This is a genomic window from Parafrankia sp. EAN1pec, assembly GCF_000018005.1.
Lineage (GTDB): Bacteria > Actinomycetota > Actinomycetes > Frankiales > Frankiaceae > Parafrankia > Parafrankia soli.
Genome location: NC_009921.1, coordinates 1,032,830 through 1,053,577, shown reverse-complemented (window position 1 = coordinate 1,053,577; position 20,748 = coordinate 1,032,830). Strand labels below are relative to the sequence as shown.

Annotated in this window: 15 protein-coding genes; 8 read left to right on the top strand and 7 right to left on the bottom strand. The window is 73.3% G+C overall.

Annotated elements, in window-relative coordinates:
- Positions 1-160 precede the first annotated feature (160 nt).
- Positions 161-1,600 (bottom strand): TerD family protein, encoded by a 1,440-nt coding sequence (locus FRANEAN1_RS04390; RefSeq protein ID WP_020458545.1) that lies wholly within the window; start codon positions 1,598-1,600, stop codon positions 161-163.
- Positions 1,601-1,664: 64 nt separating this feature from the next.
- Between FRANEAN1_RS04390 and FRANEAN1_RS04385 the strand changes: the two genes are divergently transcribed.
- Entirely contained in the window at positions 1,665-2,363 is a 699-nt protein-coding gene (locus FRANEAN1_RS04385) for a suppressor of fused domain protein (protein WP_041253682.1), read from the top strand.
- Between the two features lie 37 nt (positions 2,364-2,400).
- Here the strand turns inward: FRANEAN1_RS04385 and FRANEAN1_RS04380 are convergent, their stop codons facing one another.
- Complete coding sequence (locus FRANEAN1_RS04380; protein ID WP_041255479.1) at positions 2,401-3,840, bottom strand: aldehyde dehydrogenase family protein; 1,440 nt, start codon at positions 3,838-3,840, stop codon at positions 2,401-2,403.
- Between the two features lie 662 nt (positions 3,841-4,502).
- Here FRANEAN1_RS04380 and gabT point away from each other — a divergent pair.
- The 3 genes from gabT (at position 4,503) to ctaD (ending at position 8,965) form a co-directional block, all read left to right on the top strand.
- Positions 4,503-5,972: a 4-aminobutyrate--2-oxoglutarate transaminase gene (gene gabT / locus FRANEAN1_RS04375; RefSeq protein ID WP_020458542.1), complete on the top strand. Its 1,470-nt coding sequence runs from the start codon at positions 4,503-4,505 to the stop codon at positions 5,970-5,972.
- A gap of 462 nt (positions 5,973-6,434) precedes the next feature.
- Positions 6,435-7,064, top strand: coding sequence for a DUF6758 family protein (locus FRANEAN1_RS04370; RefSeq protein ID WP_041253681.1), 630 nt, complete (start codon positions 6,435-6,437; stop codon positions 7,062-7,064).
- Between the two features lie 215 nt (positions 7,065-7,279).
- On the top strand, positions 7,280-8,965 hold the full coding sequence (ctaD, locus tag FRANEAN1_RS04365) for a cytochrome c oxidase subunit I (protein ID WP_020458540.1): 1,686 nt from the start codon (positions 7,280-7,282) through the stop codon (positions 8,963-8,965).
- Between the two features lie 44 nt (positions 8,966-9,009).
- On the opposite strand, the gene FRANEAN1_RS04360 is transcribed toward ctaD, so the two are convergent.
- Both FRANEAN1_RS04360 and FRANEAN1_RS04355 read right to left on the bottom strand, forming a co-directional pair.
- A complete protein-coding gene (locus tag FRANEAN1_RS04360) occupies positions 9,010-9,960 on the bottom strand; it encodes a diacylglycerol kinase family protein (RefSeq protein ID WP_020458539.1) in 951 nt (316 codons plus the stop codon).
- A 196-nt stretch (positions 9,961-10,156) separates the two neighbouring features.
- On the bottom strand, positions 10,157-11,785 hold the full coding sequence (locus FRANEAN1_RS04355; protein WP_347177199.1) for an alkaline phosphatase D family protein: 1,629 nt from the start codon (positions 11,783-11,785) through the stop codon (positions 10,157-10,159).
- Positions 11,786-11,980: 195 nt separating this feature from the next.
- Between FRANEAN1_RS04355 and FRANEAN1_RS04350 the strand changes: the two genes are divergently transcribed.
- From FRANEAN1_RS04350 to FRANEAN1_RS04340, 3 genes are all read left to right on the top strand, one after another.
- Positions 11,981-14,653, top strand: coding sequence for an AAA family ATPase (locus FRANEAN1_RS04350; RefSeq protein ID WP_020458537.1), 2,673 nt, complete (start codon positions 11,981-11,983; stop codon positions 14,651-14,653).
- Between the two features lie 110 nt (positions 14,654-14,763).
- Entirely contained in the window at positions 14,764-15,156 is a 393-nt protein-coding gene (locus FRANEAN1_RS04345; protein WP_347176983.1) for a hypothetical protein, read from the top strand.
- 114 nt (positions 15,157-15,270) lie between these two features.
- Positions 15,271-16,119: a PHP domain-containing protein gene (locus tag FRANEAN1_RS04340; RefSeq protein WP_157472330.1), complete on the top strand. Its 849-nt coding sequence runs from the start codon at positions 15,271-15,273 to the stop codon at positions 16,117-16,119.
- A 49-nt stretch (positions 16,120-16,168) separates the two neighbouring features.
- On the opposite strand, the gene FRANEAN1_RS04335 is transcribed toward FRANEAN1_RS04340, so the two are convergent.
- Entirely contained in the window at positions 16,169-16,642 is a 474-nt protein-coding gene (locus tag FRANEAN1_RS04335; protein ID WP_020458534.1) for a MarR family transcriptional regulator, read from the bottom strand.
- Positions 16,643-17,238: 596 nt separating this feature from the next.
- On the opposite strand from FRANEAN1_RS04335, the gene FRANEAN1_RS04330 reads away from it, so the two are divergent.
- On the top strand, positions 17,239-18,381 hold the full coding sequence (locus FRANEAN1_RS04330; RefSeq protein ID WP_041253679.1) for an Mrp/NBP35 family ATP-binding protein: 1,143 nt from the start codon (positions 17,239-17,241) through the stop codon (positions 18,379-18,381).
- A 317-nt stretch (positions 18,382-18,698) separates the two neighbouring features.
- Here the strand turns inward: FRANEAN1_RS04330 and tatB are convergent, their stop codons facing one another.
- Both tatB and FRANEAN1_RS04320 read right to left on the bottom strand, forming a co-directional pair.
- Positions 18,699-19,235 carry a Sec-independent protein translocase protein TatB gene (gene tatB, locus FRANEAN1_RS04325; RefSeq protein WP_041255473.1) on the bottom strand — a complete coding sequence of 179 codons (537 nt, stop codon included), beginning with the start codon at positions 19,233-19,235 and terminating at the stop codon, positions 18,699-18,701.
- Positions 19,236-19,470: 235 nt separating this feature from the next.
- Positions 19,471-20,658, bottom strand: coding sequence for a trypsin-like peptidase domain-containing protein (locus FRANEAN1_RS04320; protein ID WP_347176982.1), 1,188 nt, complete (start codon positions 20,656-20,658; stop codon positions 19,471-19,473).
- Positions 20,659-20,748 lie beyond the last annotated feature (90 nt).

Genomic DNA, 20,748 nt, shown 5'->3' with positions numbered 1-20,748 from the left:
GCCGGAGGGGTCACGGGCGGAGGCTACCCGCGCGCCGGCCGGCCGCAACCAGCGAGGACAGTCAGCGGCGCCACACCGGCATCACACCGTGCCGCTACCGGGCCTGGCACCACACCGGCACTTCGCCGGTGCTGCTGCCGGGCCCGGCAGCAGCACCGGTTCAGAGGTACTGGCGGGACGGCCCGACCATCGCGCGCACGGTACGCCCGTCGTGGAACTCGCCGATCGCGGTCATCACCCAGGTTGGCGCCCCCGGCTCCCGCTGGAGACGGCACATCACCAGTCCCGTCGCCGGCTTCGACTCGGACAGGTCGAACCGCACCAGCTCCTGGTTGGTCTGGTCGTCGACGAGCCGGCAGAAGGCATTGCGGATGTCGGTGAAGGACTGCCCCTGGAAGCTGTTCACCGTGAAGATCAGGCTGACGACGTTCTGCGGCAGCGCGCCGAGATCGACGAAGATGGTCTCGTCATCGCCCTCGCCCTGGCCGGTGAGGTTGTCCCCCGAGTGGCGGACAGCGCCACGCGCCCCCTTCTTCGACATGAACCAGACCTTGTCGACGTCCTTCCCGCGGTCGTCGAACAGGATGCAGGACGCGTCGAGGTCGATGGAGCGGCCCTGCTGCGCGGGATCCCAGCCGAGACCCATCCGGACCCGGACCAGCGGCGGGGCGCCGGTCTTGACCAGGGACACGCTCTGGCCCTTGCGCAGCGAGACCCGGCCCTTGTCCAGGTTCACCCGGCCGGGCACCGCGCCGGCGGGAGCACCCGGGCCGGGCGGGCCGGCGGGCGGCGGACCCCACTGCTGGCCCGGCGGCGGGCCCCACTGCTGCGGGTTCGGCGGCGGCGGAGCCTGCGGCGGCGCGCCGGGCGGCGGACCCCACTGCTGGCCCGGCGGGGGACCCCACTGCTGGCCCGGCGGCGGGCCCCACTGCTGCGGGTTCGGCGGCGGCGGAGCCTGCGGCGGCGCGCCAGGCGGCGGACCCCACTGCTGACCGGGCGGGGGCGAGACGACCTGCGTCGGGGCGTCGTACTGCGACGGTGGCGGGGCCCCCGTTCCGGCTCCGGGGCCCGCGGACGCTGGTGCCGCCGCGGTGTTCCCGGAGCCCGGGTCGTCGACGGTGATCCCGAAGTCGGTGGCGATCCCGGCCAGGCCGGAGGCGTAGCCCTGGCCGACGGCACGCACCTTCCAGCTCCCGGCACGGCGGTACAGCTCGACCAGCACGAGGGCCGTCTCGCTGCTCATCCCGGCCGGGTCGAACCGGACGACCTCCTGGCCGCGCGCGTCCCGCACGATCACGGCCAGGCCGCGCACGCCGGCGAAGGTCGGCGGGCCGGCGCCGTCCAGGCTGCCTGTGACCACGACCTTGTCGATGTCGGGCGGCACCGCGGTGAGCATGAACTCCAGCGCCGACGGCGGCGCGAGGCGCACCCCCGGACCGGCCGGCTGGTTGAAGAAGACGAAGTCGGCGTCCCCCCGCACCTTGCCGGACGGGGTGACCAGCAACGCGGCGATGTCGAGCGGGGTGGACGAAGACACCTCGACCCGCACATCCGTCGTCGGAAGCGGGGCGTTCGCGCCCTTGCTTAGCACCTGTGCCATGTGGGCCCTCCCATCCGCCGTCACAACGAACTGCCGCGGCGTGGCGATCCTACGATCGACCGCTATGAGCGCAACCGACGATCCCACCCACGACGACGATCCGGTGCACGACGATCCTGTAAATGACAGCCCGATGCACGACAGCCCGGTGGACGTCGGACCCGACGAGGTGCTGCGGCGCGTCGAACACCACCTGACCGGCTGGTTCGGCCCGGACACCGGGCGGGCCGGAGTCACCTTCCTCGGCACCGACCCGATCGAGATCCTCCGCTTCGGCCCCGACCCCGACGGCGTCGTCCGCTATGTGACCCTCGGGATGGCCCGCGAGCCGATGACGCCGCCGGAGGCCACCGTGCGTGACCCGGCCGGCCCGCGGGCCGAGCTCGTCCTCTCGCTGCGCGGGCACCGTGAGGGCACGGCCCGGGTGCTCGCCGTGCTGGCCGCGGTGCCGGTCGTCGAGGGACGTCCGATGATCGCCGGCGCCGGGCTCGATCTCGGCGAACCGCTGTGGGACGGTGCGCGGTTCACCGCCGTCCTGATCGGTGAGCCGGGCGGGCTGGTTCCCGACCTGGAGCTCGCGGCCGGGGACGCCGCCCGCGCGGCGAGCGCGCCGGCGCCCGTCCGCTTCCTGCCGCTGTTCCCGATGACCCCCAACGAGGCCGCCTACAAGCGCGTGCACGGCGCGACGGCGATGCGCCAGCGCTGGCTGGACGCCGGCACGGACCTCCGGGACCCCGACCGCGCCGAGGTCGGCCTGGGCTGAGCTCCGCGGCGGCCGGGTACCTCGGCGGCCGGGTGCCTCAGAGCTCGACGCCGGCCAGCACCATCACCCGTTCGACGGTGAGGTCGGCCATCGCCGAGCTGACGCCCTCCCGGCCGAGCCCGGAGCCCTTCACCCCGCCGTAGGGCATCTGGTCGGCACGGTACGACGGGACGTCCCCGATGATCACGCCGCCGACGGCCAGGGTGCGGTGGGCCCGGAAGGCCGTGGCGAGATCGTGGGTGAACACGCCGGCCTGCAGACCGTAGGAGCTGTCGTTGACGCGGGCGAGGCCGTCGTCGAGGCCGTCGACCGGCTCGAGTACCAGTACGGGGCCGAACACCTCCTCGCGTACCACCGCCGCGTCCCGCGGGACGCCGGTGAGCACGGTGGGCGCGAACGCCGTCCCCTGCCGGGTTCCCCCGCACAGCACAGTCGCGCCGCGGGCGACGGCCTCCGCCACCCAGGCCGCGACCCGCTCCGCCGCGGCGGTGTCGATCAGCGGGCCGACATCGGTGGCGGGGTCGGCCGGATCCCCGCCACGCAGCTCGAGGACGGCCGTCACGATCTCCTTGCGGGCCCGGCCGAACAGCGAGCGGTCGACGAACACCCGCTGCACGGCCACGCAGGACTGGCCCGCCTGATAGTTCGAGAACAGCGCGATCCGGCGGGCGGCATGGCGCAGATCGGCGGGGCTGGAGTAGTCCGCAGCGATCAGTACCGCCGCGTTCCCGCCCAGTTCGAGCACGACGTGCTTACGCGGGACGGCGTCCCGGATCGCCCAGCCGACCTGGCCCGACCCGGTGAAGGACACCACCGGCAGCCGTGGGTCGGCGACCAGGGCGGGCATCCGATCGTCGGCGACCGGCAGCACCGACCAGGCGCCCTCGGGCAGATCCGTGTCGGCGAGCAGCTCACCGAGCAGCAACGCGGACAGCGGCGTGCGCGGCGCGGGCTTCACCAGGATCGGCGCGCCCGCAGCGATCGCGGGCGCCACCTTGTGCGCGACCAGGTTGAGCGGAAAGTTGAACGGCGTGATGCCCAGCACCGGTCCGATCGGAAACCGCCTGGTCAGCGCGATCCGCCCCTCGCCGGTCGGGTCGGTGTCGAGCCGGTCGAGGTCGCCGGCGAAGCGCCTGGCCTCCTCGGCACCCCACCGGAAGGTCGAGGACGCCCGCGCCACCTCGGCCCGCGCCCAGGTGAGCGGCTTGCCGGACTCGCTGGTGATCAGGCTGGCGATCTCGTCCCCGCGCCGGGCGATCGCGCGCGACACGCTGCTGAGCGCACCGGCTCTGACATGGGCGGGAAGCGCGGCGCAGACGGGCGCCGCGCGGACGGCTGCGACCAGCGCGTCCTCGACGTCGATGTCATCCGGCCGGGCGACCATGCCGACCAGCCGCCCGTCGAACGGGCTGCGGACCTCGAACGCCTCCGCCGCCGAGCGCCGCTGACCCGCCACCCAGAACCGCGTCGCCGACACCCCGCCCCCACCGCCCGAGCCCCCGCCGGAGCCGCCACCGCCCGGACCCGGGCCCGAAGCCCTGGCGGCGACCCGGATACCCGTGGCCGGGGCCGGCGGACCGACGATCCGCGGCCCGATGCCCGTACCGGCGCTGGCACTCGTGCCGCTGGCGTCCGTGGCGATGCTGACGCTTGTGGCAGGGCTGACACCGGCACTCGCGCTCGTGACGGGGCCGGCGCCCGCGCCGGACCACCCCGGACGGCCGTCGTCGATCACAGGACCACCTTCTCCTCACCGACGGCGGTGGACGTCCCGGGCGTCCTCCCGGCCCGGCGCCCGTCCCGCGTGATCAGCGGAATCATCGTGACCCCTCCCGGCCCTCGCGCGGCCGAACCGGACGTGGACGCGCGGATGCCCCGCCCTGCCCGAACCCACAGGACAACAAGTGTCCACGACGGGAACACCGCCACTCATTCGGGACCTCACCGACGACGCGCCGTAACCCCACGCTGAGACAACCAGGCGTTCCGTATCCGTCCGGTGGCCCCGGCGGCTCGGAGCGAACCGGTCGGACGGGCGTCGCCGGGCGCGCCGGTTTGCCTCCCGCCAGCGGGGCGTGTGTTGTCGGGGCCAGCGCTCAGGCGAACCGCGGACAGCGACGGATCGGGGCGGGAGAGATCATGAGTGAGACCGGCCAGGCTCAGCTGCCCCCGCGGGGCGGGCCCGGACTGCCGCAGGTCCGCCGGCTGGTCACCGCGATACCCGGGCCGCGCTCGGTGGAGCTGGCGAAACGCCGGTCCCAGGCGGTGGCCCGCGGGGTCGGCGAAACCCTGCCCGTCTACATCGCGGCGGCCGGCGGCGGCGTGCTGGTGGACGTCGACGGGAACTCGCTGATCGACTTCGGTTCCGGCATCGCGGTGGTGAGCGTCGGCAACGCCGCCGACGCTGTCGTGGAGAACGTGCGCGAGCAGGCCGGGCTCTTCACCCACACCTGTTTCATGGTGACGCCCTACGAGGGCTACGTCACCGTGTGCGAGGAGCTCGCCCGGCTCACCCCGGGCCGGCACGAGAAACGGTCCGCCCTGTTCAACTCGGGCGCCGAGGCGGTCGAGAACGCGGTGAAAATCGCCCGGGCCCACACCGGACGGTCCGCCGTCGTGGCGTTCGCGCACGCCTACCACGGCCGGACGAACCTGACGATGGCGCTGACCGCGAAGTCGATGCCCTACAAGCACCACTTCGGGCCGTTCGCCCCGGAGATCTACCGGATGCCGATGGCCTACCCCTACCGCTGGCCGGGCGGCCCCGCCGCATGCGGCGAACAGGCCGCGGCCCAGGTGGTGGAGACGATCACCACGGAGATCGGCGCGGAGAACGTCGCCGCGCTCGTCATCGAACCGATCCAGGGCGAGGGCGGCTTCATCGTCCCCGGCACCGGCTTCCTGACCCGACTGGCCGAGTTCTGCGCGCAGACCGGGATCGTGTTCGTCGCCGACGAGGTGCAGACGGGCTTCGCCCGCACCGGCGACATGTTCGCCTGCGAGCACGAGGGCATCGTTCCGGATCTGATCGTCACCGCGAAGGGCATCGCCGGCGGCCTGCCGCTCGCCGCGGTCACCGGACGCGCGGAAATCATGGACTCACCCCACGTCGGCGGCCTCGGCGGGACCTACGGCGGCAACCCGGTCGCCTGCGCCGCCGCGCTCGGCGCGATCGCCACCATCGAGCGCGGGGACCTCACCGCCCGCGCCCGCCGCATCGAGCGGATCGCGATGCCCCGCCTACTCGCCCTACGCGACCGCTACCCGTTCATCGGGGACGTCCGCGGCCGCGGCGCCATGCTCGCCCTCGAACTCGTCGCCGACCCGACCGAGGGAACGCCACCCAACCAGCCCGCGCCCGCGCCCGACCGGATGGTGACGGTGGCCGCCGCGGCAGAGGCCCACCGCCGCGGGCTCGTCCTGCTCACCGCGGGCACCTGGGGCAACGTGCTGCGCCTGCTGCCCCCACTCGTGATCCCCGACGACCTCCTCCTCGAGGGCCTGGACATCCTGGACGAGGCCTTCGCCGACATCGCCAGGCACCGCCCCCGCCCCCGCCCCCGACTCCAGCCCCAGCCCCAGCCCGACAGTCTGCCGCCGACCCACTGACATCCCCCGCAGGTGGCCTGACGGGCGTCGGATGCGGCCGGTCGCCGGGATGCCGGCAGCGACTGCTGTGTCACGGCCTGGCGCGACGTCCCCGCCTATCACCTGGGCGGGTCGACCGACATCTGCCACCGAGGTGGACAAGTCCCGTGGGCCAAGCATCAGAACAGGGCTGGCTGGGCATCAATCGTCCACCAGCCGCACGTGGAGGCGGAGGATGACTGTGGCTTCCAATGTCGTAGCTCGCACCATCGGTCGCCAGGAGACCGAATCGCCCGGGAAGGGGTCACCCCTGGAAGGGCCCCCCGGGAGATCCCCCAGGAACATCCCTGGCAACGGATCGCTCAGGAACAGGTCCCCCAGGAACGAGTCAGTCAGGAACAGGTCGCTCAGGGAGAGGTCCTCCGGGGACGGACCGCCCGGGGACGGGGGGTCGCCCGGCCCCGCGTCGCCCGGCGGCGAGCGGTGACCGCCCCGCCGGTGTGCCCTGCCTGTCTCGGCGGCCTGGCGCCGCCGGACCTGTGGAGTGACAGGTGGCGGTGTGAGTCGCACGGCGATGTCGAACCGTTCCACGAGGCACGGTCCTCGCGGGAGCAGGTGCTGCGGAACCTGGGGCGGACCAGCCAGGTGCCGGTCTGGCTGCCGTCCCCGATGCCGGTCCACTGGTTTGTGAGCGGCGTGGGCTGGGCGGGTGACGAGCGGACCGGTGCGCACGCGACCGCGTTCGCCGCGAGCGGGCCGTCGCCGGTTGGCGGGCCGGCCGAGATGGTGCTGGTGGCCGAGACACCGCGGGTGGGCCTGGGCAGCCGGCTGGCCGGGCTGGCGGTGCCGGACCCGGAGCGCCTCGTCGAGGTGCCCGAGGCCAAGATCGAGGCGGCGGGGCACCCGACGGCGCTCTGGCCCATTGCCGCACCACCCGATCGGGCGGCGTTCGTCGGGGAGGCGCTGGGCGTCTGGCTGTGGTGCGTGCTGTGGCCGGCGGACGCGGCGTTGCTACTGCTCGAGCACCTCGTCATGGAGGACCTGCGGGACGATCCGCGGCTGGTCGACCAGTTGCTGTTCGGCGCGGCGGGCTCGCACCTGTCGATCCGCTGACATCGCGCCGACGCCCCGGCAGGCCGTTGCCCGTGACGTGCCGGGGCGCCGGGCAGCAGGGCGTCTGGAATCCGGGTCTGACGCCGGCGAGTCGGGGAGTCGGAGCGCGGAAGCGACATCGGCCGGTGCTGGCCTCGAAATCGAGCATGCGGCGCCTTTCATCGCGCTACGATTCTGGCTCCCGCCCGTTCGACAGGTCAGAACCGGGAGCCGGAGTGACTATTCTGCGCGAGCCGTCCGGCCACGCCGTCGAACACGCGGAAGCCGGACACTCCCGGCCACGCACGAACATGCTAGGATATCTTCGCACCACCTCGCACAAGGATATCGCCGTCCTGTACGCGGTGACGTCGTTCGGGTTCTTCATCCTCGCCGGGATCCTGGCCATGATGATGCGTGCCGAGCTGGCACGGCCGGGTCTGCAGTACTTCTCGAACGAGCAGTACAACCAGTTTTTCACCCTGCACGGCACGCTCATGCTGCTGCTGTTCGCGACGCCGCTGGCGTTCGCCTTCGCGAACTTCCTCATACCGCTGCAGATCGGGTCGCCGGACGTCGCGTTCCCCCGGCTCAACGCCCTTTCGTACTGGTTCTTCCTGTTCGGCGGGCTGATGGTCGTCGCCGGCTTCCTCACCCCGGACGGCGCCGCGGACTTCGGCTGGTTCGCCTACGCCCCACTGAACAACAAGACGTTCAGCCCGTCGGTCGGGGCGGACATGTGGATCCTGGGCCTCGTCGTCTCCGGGCTCGGGACGATCCTCGGCGCGGTCAACATGATCACCACGATACTCACCCTGCGCGGCCCCGGTATGACGATGTTCCGCCTGCCGATCTTCTGCTGGACGTTCCTCGTGACGTCCGTGCTGGTGATCGTCGCGTTCCCGGTGCTGGCTGGGGCCCTGCTGTCGCTGGAGGCCGACCGGCGCTTCGGCGCCCACGTGTTCGACTCGGAGAACGGCGGCGCCATCCTCTGGCAGCACCTGTTCTGGTTCTTCGGGCATCCCGAGGTCTACATCATCGCCCTGCCGTTCTTCGGCATCATCAGCGAGATCATCCCGGTCTTCTCCCGGAAGCCGGTCTTCGGCTACAAGGGCCTGGTGTTCGCCACCATCGCCATCGGCGCCCTGTCGATCGTGGTCTGGGCACACCACATGTTCGTCACCGGCGCGGTACTGCTGCCCTTCTTCGCCGTGATGTCGTTCCTGATCGCCGTCCCGACCGGTATCAAGTTCTTCAACTGGATCGGGACGATGTGGCGGGGCAAGCTGAGCTTCGAGACCCCGATGATGTTCTGCCTCGGGTTCCTCGTGACGTTCCTCCTCGGCGGGCTGACCGGGGTGATGCTCGCGAGCCCGCCGATCGACTTCCACGTCAGCGACAGCTACTTCGTGGTCGCCCACTTCCACTACGTGGTGTTCGGGACGGTCGTCTTCGCGGCGTTCGCCGGCACGTACTTCTGGTTCCCCAAGCTGACCGGCCGGATGATGGACGACCGGCTCGGCAAGATCCACTTCTGGACCGTCTTCCTGGGCTTCCACCTGACGTTCCTGGTGCAGCACTACCTGGGCATGCAGGGGATGCCCAGGCGGTACGCCGACTACGGGCCGGGCGACGGATTCACCACGTTGAACACGATATCGACCGCTGGCAGCTTCCTGCTCGGGGTCTCGACACTGCCGTTCATGTACAACGTGTGGAATTCCTACCGCCGCGGCCGGCTCGCCGTCGTCGACGACCCGTGGGGGTACGGGAACTCCCTCGAGTGGGCGACGTCCTCCCCGCCGCCCCGGCACAACTTCCACCAGCTGCCGCGCATCCGCTCCGAGCGCCCCGCCTTCGACCTGCACTACCCGGAGGTCGCCGGCGTCACCGACTACCACGCCACCCCCGAACTGCGCTAGCCCTCGCCCGCCGGCCGCCCGCGGGGCACGGGCAGGTCAGGTCATTAGGCCTGGGGCGGCGTGAGCAGGCGCAGGGCCCCGGGCCGGACGACGATCTCAGCCGGGAGGTCGGCGATCGGGTCGCCGTCCGCGTAGACCTGGAACGGGCGGTCCGCGTCCACGACGAGCCGCTCGCCCCGCCGCACCTGGACGTAGGGGACCTCGACGTGCCGGCCGGAGAAGATGCGCGGGAACAACCGAAGGAAGGTGAACCGCCCGGTGCGCGCGACCAGGACGATCTCCAACCGGCCATCGGCGATGTCGGCGTCCGGGGCGAACTTCATCCCGCCGCCGTAGTACGGACCGTTCGCCGCGCCGACCGTCCACCCGACGTGCTCCAGTGGCGGCTCGCCGTCGATGGTCACGGTGAACCGGGCCGGCTTCCAGGCCGCCACCCCGCGCAACGCCGCGTAGGTGTAGACGCTCTGGCCGGACAGCCAGGTCGTCCGGTTCGCGATCACCTGGACGTCGGAGTCGAACCCGAGGCTGGCAATCCCGACGAACGGCACCCCGTTCGCCTCCGGCAGGTCCACCCTGCGCTCCACGGCCGCGACGAGCGCGGTCGCGGCGAGTGCCGGATCACGCGGGATGCCCAGTCCTCGCGCGAAGTCGTTGCCCCGGCCGCCGGGCAGCACCGCGAGCACGCCGCCCGACCGGGCGACGGCGCCCGCCACCCTGCCGACCAGGCCGTCACCACCCAGCGCGACGGTCACCCGCCCCGCCGCGACGGCCGAGCGGGCTAGTTCCTCGGCGTGCTCGAGGCTTTTCGTGGTCTCGACGGAGACGTCCTCGGCCCAGCGGGCGAGCGCCGCGCGGACGCCGTCGAGGACCTTCGCCGCCCGGCCGCCGCCAGCCTTCGGGTTGACCACGACGGTGAGCCTCGAACGGTCCACCGCCGCGTCGGGCACCTCGGCCCGCGCCGCGGTGCTGCTGCTGGCCGTGCCCGGCTCGGTCATCCGTCGTTCCCTCCCCGCCGACGCCCTGCCGGCCGCGGCAAAGCCTACGGCCACCAGCCGTCCGCGACCCCACCGCCGGCCCCGGCTGATCCGTGGCGGCCAGCTGGCGCCGCCCCGGCGCCGGACCCCCGGTGCCAGACCTGATGCCGGACCTGGCGCCTGACCTCAAAAGCCGCTGTTCGTCGCCGGTGCAGGCTCAGGCCTCCTGCGCGCCGGGCCTCCCGGCCTCGACGACCCAGGTCGCGTCGGTCGACGCGGGGGCGTCCCGCTTCGCGATCGTCTCGACGACCCGCATGTCGGCGCGCCACTCGTCGGGTGTCACGGTGACGCGGGTGTAGCCCCGGAGGTCACCGCGGAAATAGCGCACGTGCGGGTTGAGCTGCGCGTTGTTCTCCCGGACGAAATCTTCGCTGATGAGGAAGAAGCCCGAGCTGATGGACGTACAGACGAACTCGGTCGCGATCACCGGAGTCTCCGGGCGGTCGAAGTCGACCCGCAGGTCGTTCACCCAGGCGCAGTGGATGTCCCCGGCGAGCAGCACCGGGTTGGCGACCCGGGTGTCACGCACGGCCGAGAGCAGGCGCGTCCGGTAGGGCACGTAACCGTCGTTCTGGTCGAGGTTGGTGAGCACCTCGGAACCGGGCAGCTGGCCGTGCAGCTGGGCGGCCATCGTCTGCTGGGCGATGACGTTCCAGCGCGACCGGGAGGTGCGCAGGCCGTCGACGAGCCAGGCCTCCTGGGCGGTGCCGGACATGGTCCCGGCGGTGTTGTCGTCGCCCAGCCGGATGGCGCCGATCCCGTCCGGCGGTGACCCGGGCTGCGGGGTCCGGTACTGGCGGGTGTCCATCACGTTGAGCGTCAGCAGGTCACCGAAGGTGAGCCGGCGGTAGATCCGCAGGTCCGGCGAACCCGGGTCGAGCTCGGCGCGGATCGGCATGTGCTCGTAGTACGCCTGGTAGGCGGCGGCCCGCTGCCGGGCGAAGACCTGCGGGTCCTGGTGCTGGGGGCCGGTGTCGCCGCTCTCGTCGACCAGGCCGGCGTAGTTGTTCTCGACCTCGTGGTCGTCCCACGCGACGACCCACGGGGCCACGTGGTGGGCGGCCTGCAGCGCGGGGTCGGACTTGTACTGCCCGTAGCGGTTGCGGTAGTCGGCGAGGGTCTGGAGCTGGTCGAGCCCCGACTTCTCGGGGGTGGTGTGCCGGCGGTCGGGGTACCTGCTGTCGGGGTCGTACTCGTAGATGTAGTCCCCGACGTGCAGGACGAGGTCCGGGCGGTCGCCGGCGATCGCGTCGAAGGCGGGCCAGTACCCGTTCTGGAAGTCCTGGCAGCTCGCGAGCGCGAAGGACAGCTCACCGCCGGGCGAACCCGGCGCGGCCGCGGTACGGGTCCGCCCGACCGGGCTGAGGACGTCGCCCGCCCGGAACCGGTAGTAGTAGTCCCGCCCGGGCTCCAGGCCGCGGACGTCCACATGGACCGAATGGGCGAAGGACGTCGTGGCGAGCTGGGTGCCGGCACGGACGACGTCCGCGAACTTCTCGTCCCGGGCGACCTGCCAGTCGACCTCGACGTCGCGCCTGGGCATGCCCCCACCGGCCATCGGTTCCGGCGCCAGCCGCGTCCAGAGGATCACCCCGTCGGGCAGCGGGTCGCCGCTGGCCACGCCGAGTGAGAAGACCCCGTCGCGGATCCCCGGGATGGGGGTCGGCGCGCGCAGGGTCGGCGCGGGGGACGGCGCCGGCCCGGAACCACCGCCGCAGCCGCCAACGACCGCCGCGGCCAGGCCGCCGATCCCACCGAGGAGCACCGCCCGCCGGCCCGGCCGCATGGGCGCGGGCACGGGTGAGTATTCGTCCCGCGTCACGGCCCTGATCACACCACAGTGGGGTGAACTGGGGGCGACGATCAGCCGACCATCCCGACCGATCTGACTAGATAGCCGGATTTAGGGCGACCAGTCCGATCGGTCCGGTCACACCGGGTCTAACATTTCGCCCCGCCCGCTCCCGACCGGAAGAACAGGATGGCCCCCGACTCGGTACTCGACCTGCTCGCCGCGCAGATGGCGCAGGACGCCCTGCCGGCGCGGGTCCGTGACCTGCTACTGGCCGCCCTGGACGGCGACGGCCCGCTCGCCGTGGAGCTCGCCCGACGCGGCGGGACGCCTGGTACCAACGAGCCGGGCGATGGCGCCACCTCAGATGACGGCACCGCCCCAGGCGGCGGCACCGCCCGGCTGGGCGGGACGGGGTCGGGTGAGCCGGCCGTCCACCTGGAGTCGATCGGCGTGCAGGGGTTCCGTGGGATCGGGCCGCTCGCGGTGCTCCCCCTCCGGCCCGGGCCGGGTCTGACTCTCGTCACGGGACGTAACGGCTCGGGCAAGTCCAGCTTCGCGGAGGCCGCCGAGATCGCGCTGACAGGCGACACCCGCCGCTGGTCACGGCGGGCGGCCGTCTGGCGCGGCGGCTGGCGCAATCTGCACAGCACCGGGCCCGCGCGGGTCGAGATCACCTGCACGGTGGAGGGTCGCCCCGAGCCGGTCACCGTCACCCGGACCTGGCCGGAGGGCGCCGGTCTGGACGAGGGCGCCGGCGAGATCCGCGCCTCGGACGGCGGGGCGTGGTCACCGTCCGGGTGGGACTGGGCTCTGTCCACCTACCGGCCGTTCCTGTCCTACGCCGAACTGGGCGATCTCCTCGGCGGACGTCCCAGCGCGATGTTCGATGCGCTGCACGCGATCCTCGGGCTGGACGAGATGGTCGACACGGCGCGACGCCTGAGCGCGGCGCGCAGCCGGTTCACCGAGGCCGCGCGCCGCTCGCGGGAGGAGCACACCGCCCTGCTCGCGGCGCTGCGGCGCAGCACGGACCCGCGGGCAGTCGAGGCCGCCGACGCGTTGCGGGACGCCGCACGTCCCGATCTCGACCGAGCCTGGGCCGTCGCGGCGGGCCTGCCGGCGCCGAGCACCGCGCCGCCCGCGAAGCCGGCGGTGCTGCGGGAGCCGGCGGTGCTGCGGGAACTGCTGGGGCTGCGGGAACTGCTGGGGCTGCGGGTGCCGGCGGAGTCCGACGTCCGGGAGCTCGCCGTGCGACTGCGCGCGCTCGCGACCGAGGAGACGAGGCTGGCGGCGACGGCGGCCGGCGACGCGGCCCGCCTCACCGACCTGCTGGCCGCCGCGCTCGACCACCACGAGCATCAGAACGCCGTCCACGCGGGTGGTCCGTCATCTGAGGGTGCCGAGGACGGCGATCGGGGCCGGGGTGGGAGCGGGAGCCGGCCGTGCCCGGTCTGCGGGGTCGGGCGGCTCGACGAGCGGTGGTGGCACGCGACACGGGCGGAGGTCACCCGCCAGCGGGAGCGGGCCGCGGCCGTGCTGGTCGTGCGCGCCGGCCTCACCGCCGCGCTGGCCGACGTCGCGCTGCTGCTCGCACCCGCCCCCGAGCCGTTGACCACCCCTGATCCCCTGGCTCCCTCCGGGCCCCTGGCTCCCTCCGGGCCGCTGACCGCCGGTGGGAGCACGGGCGTGCTGGCCGCGCTGGCCGCGGCCGCGGGCATGGCCTGGCGCCGGTGGGCACGGCTGCGCGACGACTCCGACCCGCTGGCCGTCGCGGACGGGCTGGAGTCCGCCCACCCTCCGCTGCTGCGGGCGGTCGAGGCCCTGCGGGCGGCCGCCCGCGACGAGCTCGACCGCGCCGACGCCGACTGGCGTCCGCTCGCTGCCCGGGTCACCGCCTGGGTCGGGGCGGCGCGGGCGGTCGATGCCGACGCCGAGGCGCTGGCCGACGTCCGACAGGCTCTTGACTGGCTGCGGGAGGCGACCCAACGGCTGCGGGACGAGCGGATGCGGCCCTTCGCGCAGCGGTCGGCCCAGATCTGGTCGATGCTGCGCCAGGAGAGCAACGTCGATCTGGGCCCGGTGCGCCTCACCGGCAGTGCCAACCAGCGGCGCGTCGACCTCGACGTCACCGTCGACGGGGTGGACGGCGCCGCGCTCGGCGTGATGAGCCAGGGCGAGCTGCACGCGCTGGGGCTGGCGCTGTTCCTGCCCCGCGCGACCAGCGACGCGAGCCCGTTCCGCTTCCTCATCATCGATGACCCGGTGCAGTCGATGGACCCGGCGAAGGTCGACGGGCTGGCGCGCGTACTCGCCCAGGTTGCCGAGACTCGGCAGGTCGTCGTCCTCACCCATGATGATCGGCTGGCCGACGCGGTGCGCCGGCTGCGGCTGCCGGCGACGGTGCTCGACGTGGTCCGTCGCGAGGGGTCGCTGGTGCGGCTGCGCGGGAACCTCGATCCGGTCGGGCGCCATCTCGCGGACGCGCGGGCGCTCGCCCGGACCGGTGACCTGCCCCGCGACCTGGCGATGATGCTCGTCCCGGCGATGTGCCGCTCGGCGGTGGAGACTGCGTGCAACGAGGTGGTCCGGCGGCGCCGGCTCGGTGCGGGAGCGCGCCACGCCGAGGTCGAGGCGGCGCTCGCGGCGGCGCACTCGGTGAGCGAGAAGGCCGCCCTGGCCCTGTTCGACGACGCGCGCCGGGCCCGCGGCGTCCTGCGCCGCCTCGACGGCCACGCGCCGTGGGCCGCCGACACGTTCCGGGCCGTCCGGGACGGCGTGCACGTCGGGTACGACGGCAACCTGCTGAGCCTGGTCCGCGACACCGGCCGGCTCACGGACCACATCCGGACCCTGGCTTGACCCGCGGCCGGCGGCCGGCGTCGCCGCGGTCACCTTCGCCTTCGCGGTCACCTTCGCCGCCGCAGTCGGCGTCGCCGTCGCCATCGCCGGACCTGCGACTGGACCCCGCGGTGGCGCTCGCCGAAGCCGACCGCCTACTACGGCGGGAGACCCCGGCGGCGGACGGGTCGTGGCCGCGGCTGTGCGCCTGGCTGCTGCGGCTCGCCGTGGAGCAGGCCGTCGACGAGGTGTGGCGGGCGCACGGCCGGCCGGAGCTCGTCCGGCTCTCGATGCGGGCCCAGCTGCTGGTGCTGCCGAGTTTCACCGATCCGGGTGCCGCGGACGAGGCCGGCGCCGCCTGGTACGCGCTGTCACGGGCTGGCCATCAGCATGCCTACGAGCTGGCTCCCACCGCCGCCGAGCTGCGCCGCTGGCACCAGGACCTCTGCTCGCTCCTGCCCAGGCTGATGGCGGGGCGTGCACAGGCCGTCACGCCGGCGGAGGGTGGCCGGGCGGGCGGATAGTGTGGGCCGGATCGGCTCAAGGAGGTCGCGCTGCCCACAACTCCCGCCCCGGCCTCTGGTCCCGCCCCGACCCTCGGTCCGACGTCCGGCCTGGTCCCCGGCCCGTCCTCCGGAATCGACCTGCACACCCATTCGACCGCGTCGGACGGGTCTGTCAGCCCGGCGGAGCTCGTCCGGCTCGCCGCCGCGACGGGCCTCGAGGTGCTCGCGCTGACCGACCACGACACCACCGGCGGGATCGACCGGGCCGCGGCGGCGCTACCTGCCGGTATGACGCTGGTGCCCGGTGCGGAGATCTCCTGCCGGGTCGCGGTGAACGGGCATCAGATCTCGATGCACGTCCTGGCCTACCTGTTCGACCGGGCCGAGCCCCGGTTCGCCGCCGTCCGGGCCCGGCTGCGGGAGGAGCGGGCCACGCACGCCCGCCGGATGGTGGAGCGGCTCGCCGCGGCCGGTCACCCGGTGCGCTGGGAGCGGGTCCAGGAGCTGGCCCGGGGCACCGTCGGACGTCCGCACGTGGCGGCCGCGCTGGTGGAGGCGGGCCTGGTACCCGACGTGAACAGCGCGTTCAGCCGCGAGTGGATCGGCGCGGGTGGGCGCTTCTGGGTCGAGAAGGTCCAGCCGGACGTCCACGAGACGCTGCGGCTGATCCGGGACGCCGGGGGCGTGAGTGTGTTCGCGCACCCGTTCGCCACCTCCCGCGGCGAGACCGTCGGGCCCGACATCATCGCCGCCATGGCCCGGGACGGGCTGACCGGCGTCGAGGTGGACCACCCGGATCACACACCGTGGGCCCGGGCCCGGCTGCGGGAGATCGCCGCCGATCTCGGTCTGGTGACCACCGGCTCGAGCGACTTCCACGGCGACCGCGATCGGCGGGGCCTCGGGTCGGAGACGACATCCAGGGAAAACTACGAGGCGCTGGTCGCGAAGGCCAGCGGGTCCAGCCCGATCCGGGCTTAGCGAACCCGGCGACGGGGCCGACGGCCGTCAACCGCGGGGCGCCGGGCGGTCAGACACCGGAGCCGCAGCCGGTGCCGGGCGCGGGCGTGGGTTCGGGACCGCCGAGCCGGCTCAGCAGATCCCCGAGGAGATCCTGCTCCTGCGGGGTGAAATGGTCGAGAACGTGCCGCGCCACCCCTCGGAGGTGGGTTCCCGAGGCGTCCCTCAGCCGCTTCAGCCCCGTGTCGGTGAGCGTCGCCAGCGTGCCGCGGGCGTCCGACGGGCAGGAGCGGCGTTCCACCAGGCCCTCCCGCTCCAGGCGGTCGACCAGCCGGGTCAGCCCACTGCGGGACAGCAGCACCTTCTGCGCCAGCTCGCTCATCCGGAGCTGGTACCCGGGTGCCTCGGCAAGCTGCACGAGGACGTCGTAGGAGGCGAGCGGGAGCTGGTGCGCGGCCTCGAGCTCGGCTTCCAGGAGCCGCGTGGCGTGCGCGTGCGCCCGCAGGAGCTGCCGCCAGGCCCGCATGCCGCGGGCGTCCACCATCCATCTCGGCTCGGCCAGCCCAGATCCAACCGGCCCAGACCCAACCGGCCCAGACCCAACCGGCCCAGACCCAGCCGGCCCAGACCCAGCCGGCTCGGACTGGGCCCGCCCGGGCTCGGATCTCCCGGGTTCGGCCACCTTCTGCTCGGCCACGGTCGAATTCTCCCGCCCCACGTGGATCAGAGTACGACGAGTCGGTACGGTCCCGCCCGGATCTCAGGCGCCGTCAAGGGCCGACCGCACCACTGTGCCCGGCTGTACCCATGCGCCCGGCCGAACGTGCCACCCGGGTCCCCGCATTCCCGCACGCCGGGCGCCGCCTGCCCCACCGTGTTCCGCCCCCCACTGCCGGGCCGGCCCAGCCGCCCACGCGCGGGCTATCGTGGAACGAGGTCGCGCCCGGTACACGACCTACACGCGATCTGCGCAACGTGACCCGTCCACTCACCCGTCCCGGCGGTACACACCCCGGCGGGCCGATCCCGAACACGACTGCGCCGGACCCGTCGAGCACGGTCCGGCACCCCGAGCCCCCCGCTATGCCACATCCGAGGTCGGCCACGACCGAGGATGTCGACCCGCGACCGAGGTTTCCCTTGCCACCAGCCCTGCCTTCGTCCGACGCCATCCAGTCCGCCCTCGCGACCGTGCTGGACCCGGAGATCGGACGGCCGATCACCGAACTGGACATGGTGGATTCGGCCCACGTTCGCGACGACGGATCCGTCGATGTGGTCGTCCTGTTGACCGTCTCCGGCTGCCCGATGCGGGATGAGATCACATCCCGGGTCACCCGCGCCGTCAATGGTGTGGACGGCGTCCGGGACGTACGGGTGACCCTCGAGGTGATGACCGCCGAGCAGCGGACGGCCCTGCACGAGAAGCTGCGGGGCGGCACCCCGCAGCGGGTCATCCCCTTCGCGCAGCCCGGGTCGATGACCAGGGTCTACGGGGTGGCCAGCGGCAAGGGCGGCGTCGGCAAGTCGTCGGTCACCGTCAACCTGGCGGCCGCGATGGCCCGGTCGGGGCTCGCCGTCGGCGTCCTCGACGCGGACATCTACGGCCACTCCGTCCCCCGGATGCTGGGCATCGACCGCGCACCCACACAGGTCGAAAAGATGATCATGCCACCGCAGGCCCACGGCGTGAAGGTCATCTCGACCGGCATGTTCACCCGCGGCAACCAGCCCGTCACCTGGCGCGGCCCGATGCTGCACCGAGCCCTCGAGCAGTTCCTCTCGGACGTCTTCTGGGGCGACCTCGACGTCCTGCTCCTCGACCTGCCGCCCGGCACCGGGGACATCGCGATCTCCCTGGCCCAGCTGGTTCCCTCGTCCGAGCTGCTACTGGTGACCACACCCCAGCTCGCCGCGACCGAGGTCGCCGAGCGCGCCGGGACGATCGCCGTCCAGACCCACCAGAACGTCGTCGGCGTGGTCGAGAACATGGCCTACATGCCGTGCCCGCACTGCGGCGAACGCGTCGACGTGTTCGGCGAGGGCGGCGGCGCGGCCGTCGCCGAGCGGCTGACCAGGGTGCTCGGCCACGAGGTGCCGCTGCTCGCCCAGGTCCCGGTGGACGTCCGCCTCCGGCAGGGCGGCGACTCCGGCAAGCCGCTGGTCCTCTCCGACCCCGACTCCGAGGCCGGGAAGGCGCTGCGCGCCGTCGCCGAGCGGCTGACCTTCCGCTCCCGCGGCCTGTCCGGCCGCTCGCTGGACATCAGCCCCGCCCGCCGCTAGACGCTCTGCGGCGGGCGGGAGCATGCCGGCCGGCTGAACCAACGCTGGCTCGGCTGAAGCAAAGCCGACCCGACCGGACCGAGACGTTCCCCGCGCGGTGGAGACCCGCCGCGCGGGGAACGCGACCGGGGACCGGATACGAGAAAGCCGCCGGGCAGGGGCTCGGCGGCTTTCTCGACGGAACGGATACCCAGGTCATCCCGACCCCGTCAGGACGGCCTTCGCGGCGACACGAACTGGGCGGACGCACAAGGCCCCGCCGGTTACCAGCGGGGTCCTGCGGAGACTGGCGCATCCGGCGCCTGGCGCCCGGGATGTCAGGTCGTGTCGGGGTCGAACGGGGGCGGGGTCGACGTCGACTCGGCCCGCTCCACACGCGCGGGTGCGGGCGGCGGCGAGCTGGCCGCGACAGCCGTGCCGCCAGCCGGGCTCGGCTTGGTCAGCGACGGCCGGTTCGCCGGCTTCGCGCCCGCCTTGGCCGCCGTGCTGCTCTCGGTGCCGGCCGGCAGGTGGGCCTTGGTCAGCGCGGGCGTGGCCGGCGGCTCGTCCTCACCCAGCAGCGAGTCGAACGACGTGCGCTTGCCCGGGTAGGCCGGGAACAGCGAGTCGTCGTCGCCCTCGAAGAGGTGCTTGCGGACGAAGGTCTTGGGATGCAGGTCCCGCAGGTCGAGGTCGGCCAGCTCGGGGCCCAGCTCGGACCGCAGGTCGTTGCGCATGCCGTTCGCCATCTGGCGGAACTGGCGCAGCATCCGGCCCGCGTCGCGGGCGGCCCTGGGCAGCCGATCGGGCCCGAAGACGAACAGCCCGATCAGGAGCAGTACGACTACCTCGCCCCACCCGACGCCGTTGAACACAACGGTCAGAGTACCCCGCCTGCCGCCGCCGGCGAAGGGCTCGAACATGACGAACAGGTGTCCTGAGCGCCACTGCGACCTGGGCCGCCGGCCGCGTTGTCCGGGCGCGCGCACCCGACCAGGCGGTTCCGCCCCGGGACAGGCCTGCGTCCAGGCGCCTGGCCACCCCACCGATGTGCCACCGCGTGCCCCGCCGCGCAGGCACGGGGCCGGGGCAGGCACGGCCGGAGCGGTATCAGCCGGGCGACTGTTCCTGGAGGACCACCCGCGCTGTGCTCTCCACTCCGTTGCGCTGGAAGGTCACGGTCACCGTGTCGCCGACGTGGTGCAGCCGGGTGGCCGCGGTGAGATCGTTCGTGCTGGTGACGACCGTGTCGTCGACCCGGGTGATGATGTCGCCCGGCAGCAGCCCGGCCGCGGCCGCGGGGCCCGCCGGCTCGACGTCACGGATGATCGCGCCCGGGGTGGTGCCGCGCGCCCGGGCCTCGGCGGCGGTGACCGTCGCGGCCGACACTCCGGTGTAGGGGTGGGTGGCCCGCCCGGTGCGGATGATCTCGTCCGCCACCGACGCGGCGTAGTCGATGGGGATCGCGAACCCGACGCCGACGCTGCCCGACGGCGCCTGCCCGCCCGGCGCCGTCGCGATCGCCGTGTTCAGGCCGACGACCTGGCCACGGGCGTCGAGCAGCGGGCCACCGGAGTTCCCGGGATTGATCGCCGCGTCGATCTGGATCGCTCCGATGATCACGGACGCCCCGCCGCCCTCGGCGGGCACGGTCGGGTTCCGGTCGAGCGCGCTGACGATCCCCGTGGTGACCGTCCCCGAGAGTCCGAAGGGCGCACCGATCGCGATCACCGGAGCGCCGGCGACCAGCGAACCGGACCGTCCCAGCGTCGCCGCCGGCAGGCCGGAGGCCCCGGGGATGCGCAGCACCGCAAGATCTGAAGAGGCGTCCCGTCCGGCGATCTCGGCGAGCACGGGCTCGGCGCCATCACTCATCGTGATCATTACCTGGCCACCCGCGTTCGCCGCCGGCGCGATGACATGGTTGTTGGTGAGTACGTAGCCCTCAGACCGAATGATCACCCCGGAGCCGTTCCCGCCCTCGGCCCCCGCCGTCACGTCGATGGTCACAACGGACGGCAGCACTCGCGCGACGACCCCGGCCACCGAGCCGGGGTCGATGACCGTCGGCGCGGCCTCGGCGGACGCTGTCGGCGACGACGTCCCCTCGGAGTCACCCAGTATCAGGCTCGTCACCCACCCACCGGTCGCTCCCCCCAGCAGTCCGGCGATCACAGCAGTGATCACGAGCGCCCGCCGGCCATGGCGGATCTTCGGAGCGGCCGCGCGGTGGTGCGTCGCCGCGCTCGCGGCTCTCGCCGCGTCGGCCGTTGCTCTGGCCGCATCGGTCGTGGACACACCAGACGTCGACCCCCCTGCTGCGGAGGCGGGTGCCGATTTCCCAGCGCCCGACGTCCCAGCCGCCGAGGTCGCTGGTACAGATGGGGC

Excerpts from the sequence above, each read along its gene's own strand:
- FRANEAN1_RS04355 (WP_347177199.1), bottom strand. The coding sequence starts at position 11,785 with ATGCGGCCGGGCCGGCGGGCGGTGCTCCTCGGTGGGATCGGCGGCCTG.
- FRANEAN1_RS04350 (WP_020458537.1), top strand. The coding sequence starts at position 11,981 with ATGGCCCCCGACTCGGTACTCGACCTGCTCGCCGCGCAGATGGCGCAG.
- FRANEAN1_RS04335 (WP_020458534.1), bottom strand. The coding sequence starts at position 16,642 with ATGGTGGACGCCCGCGGCATGCGGGCCTGGCGGCAGCTCCTGCGGGCG.
- gabT (WP_020458542.1), top strand. The coding sequence starts at position 4,503 with ATGAGTGAGACCGGCCAGGCTCAGCTGCCCCCGCGGGGCGGGCCCGGA.
- FRANEAN1_RS04385 (WP_041253682.1), top strand. The coding sequence starts at position 1,665 with ATGAGCGCAACCGACGATCCCACCCACGACGACGATCCGGTGCACGAC.
- FRANEAN1_RS04390 (WP_020458545.1), bottom strand. The coding sequence starts at position 1,600 with ATGGCACAGGTGCTAAGCAAGGGCGCGAACGCCCCGCTTCCGACGACG.
- FRANEAN1_RS04360 (WP_020458539.1), bottom strand. The coding sequence starts at position 9,960 with ATGACCGAGCCGGGCACGGCCAGCAGCAGCACCGCGGCGCGGGCCGAG.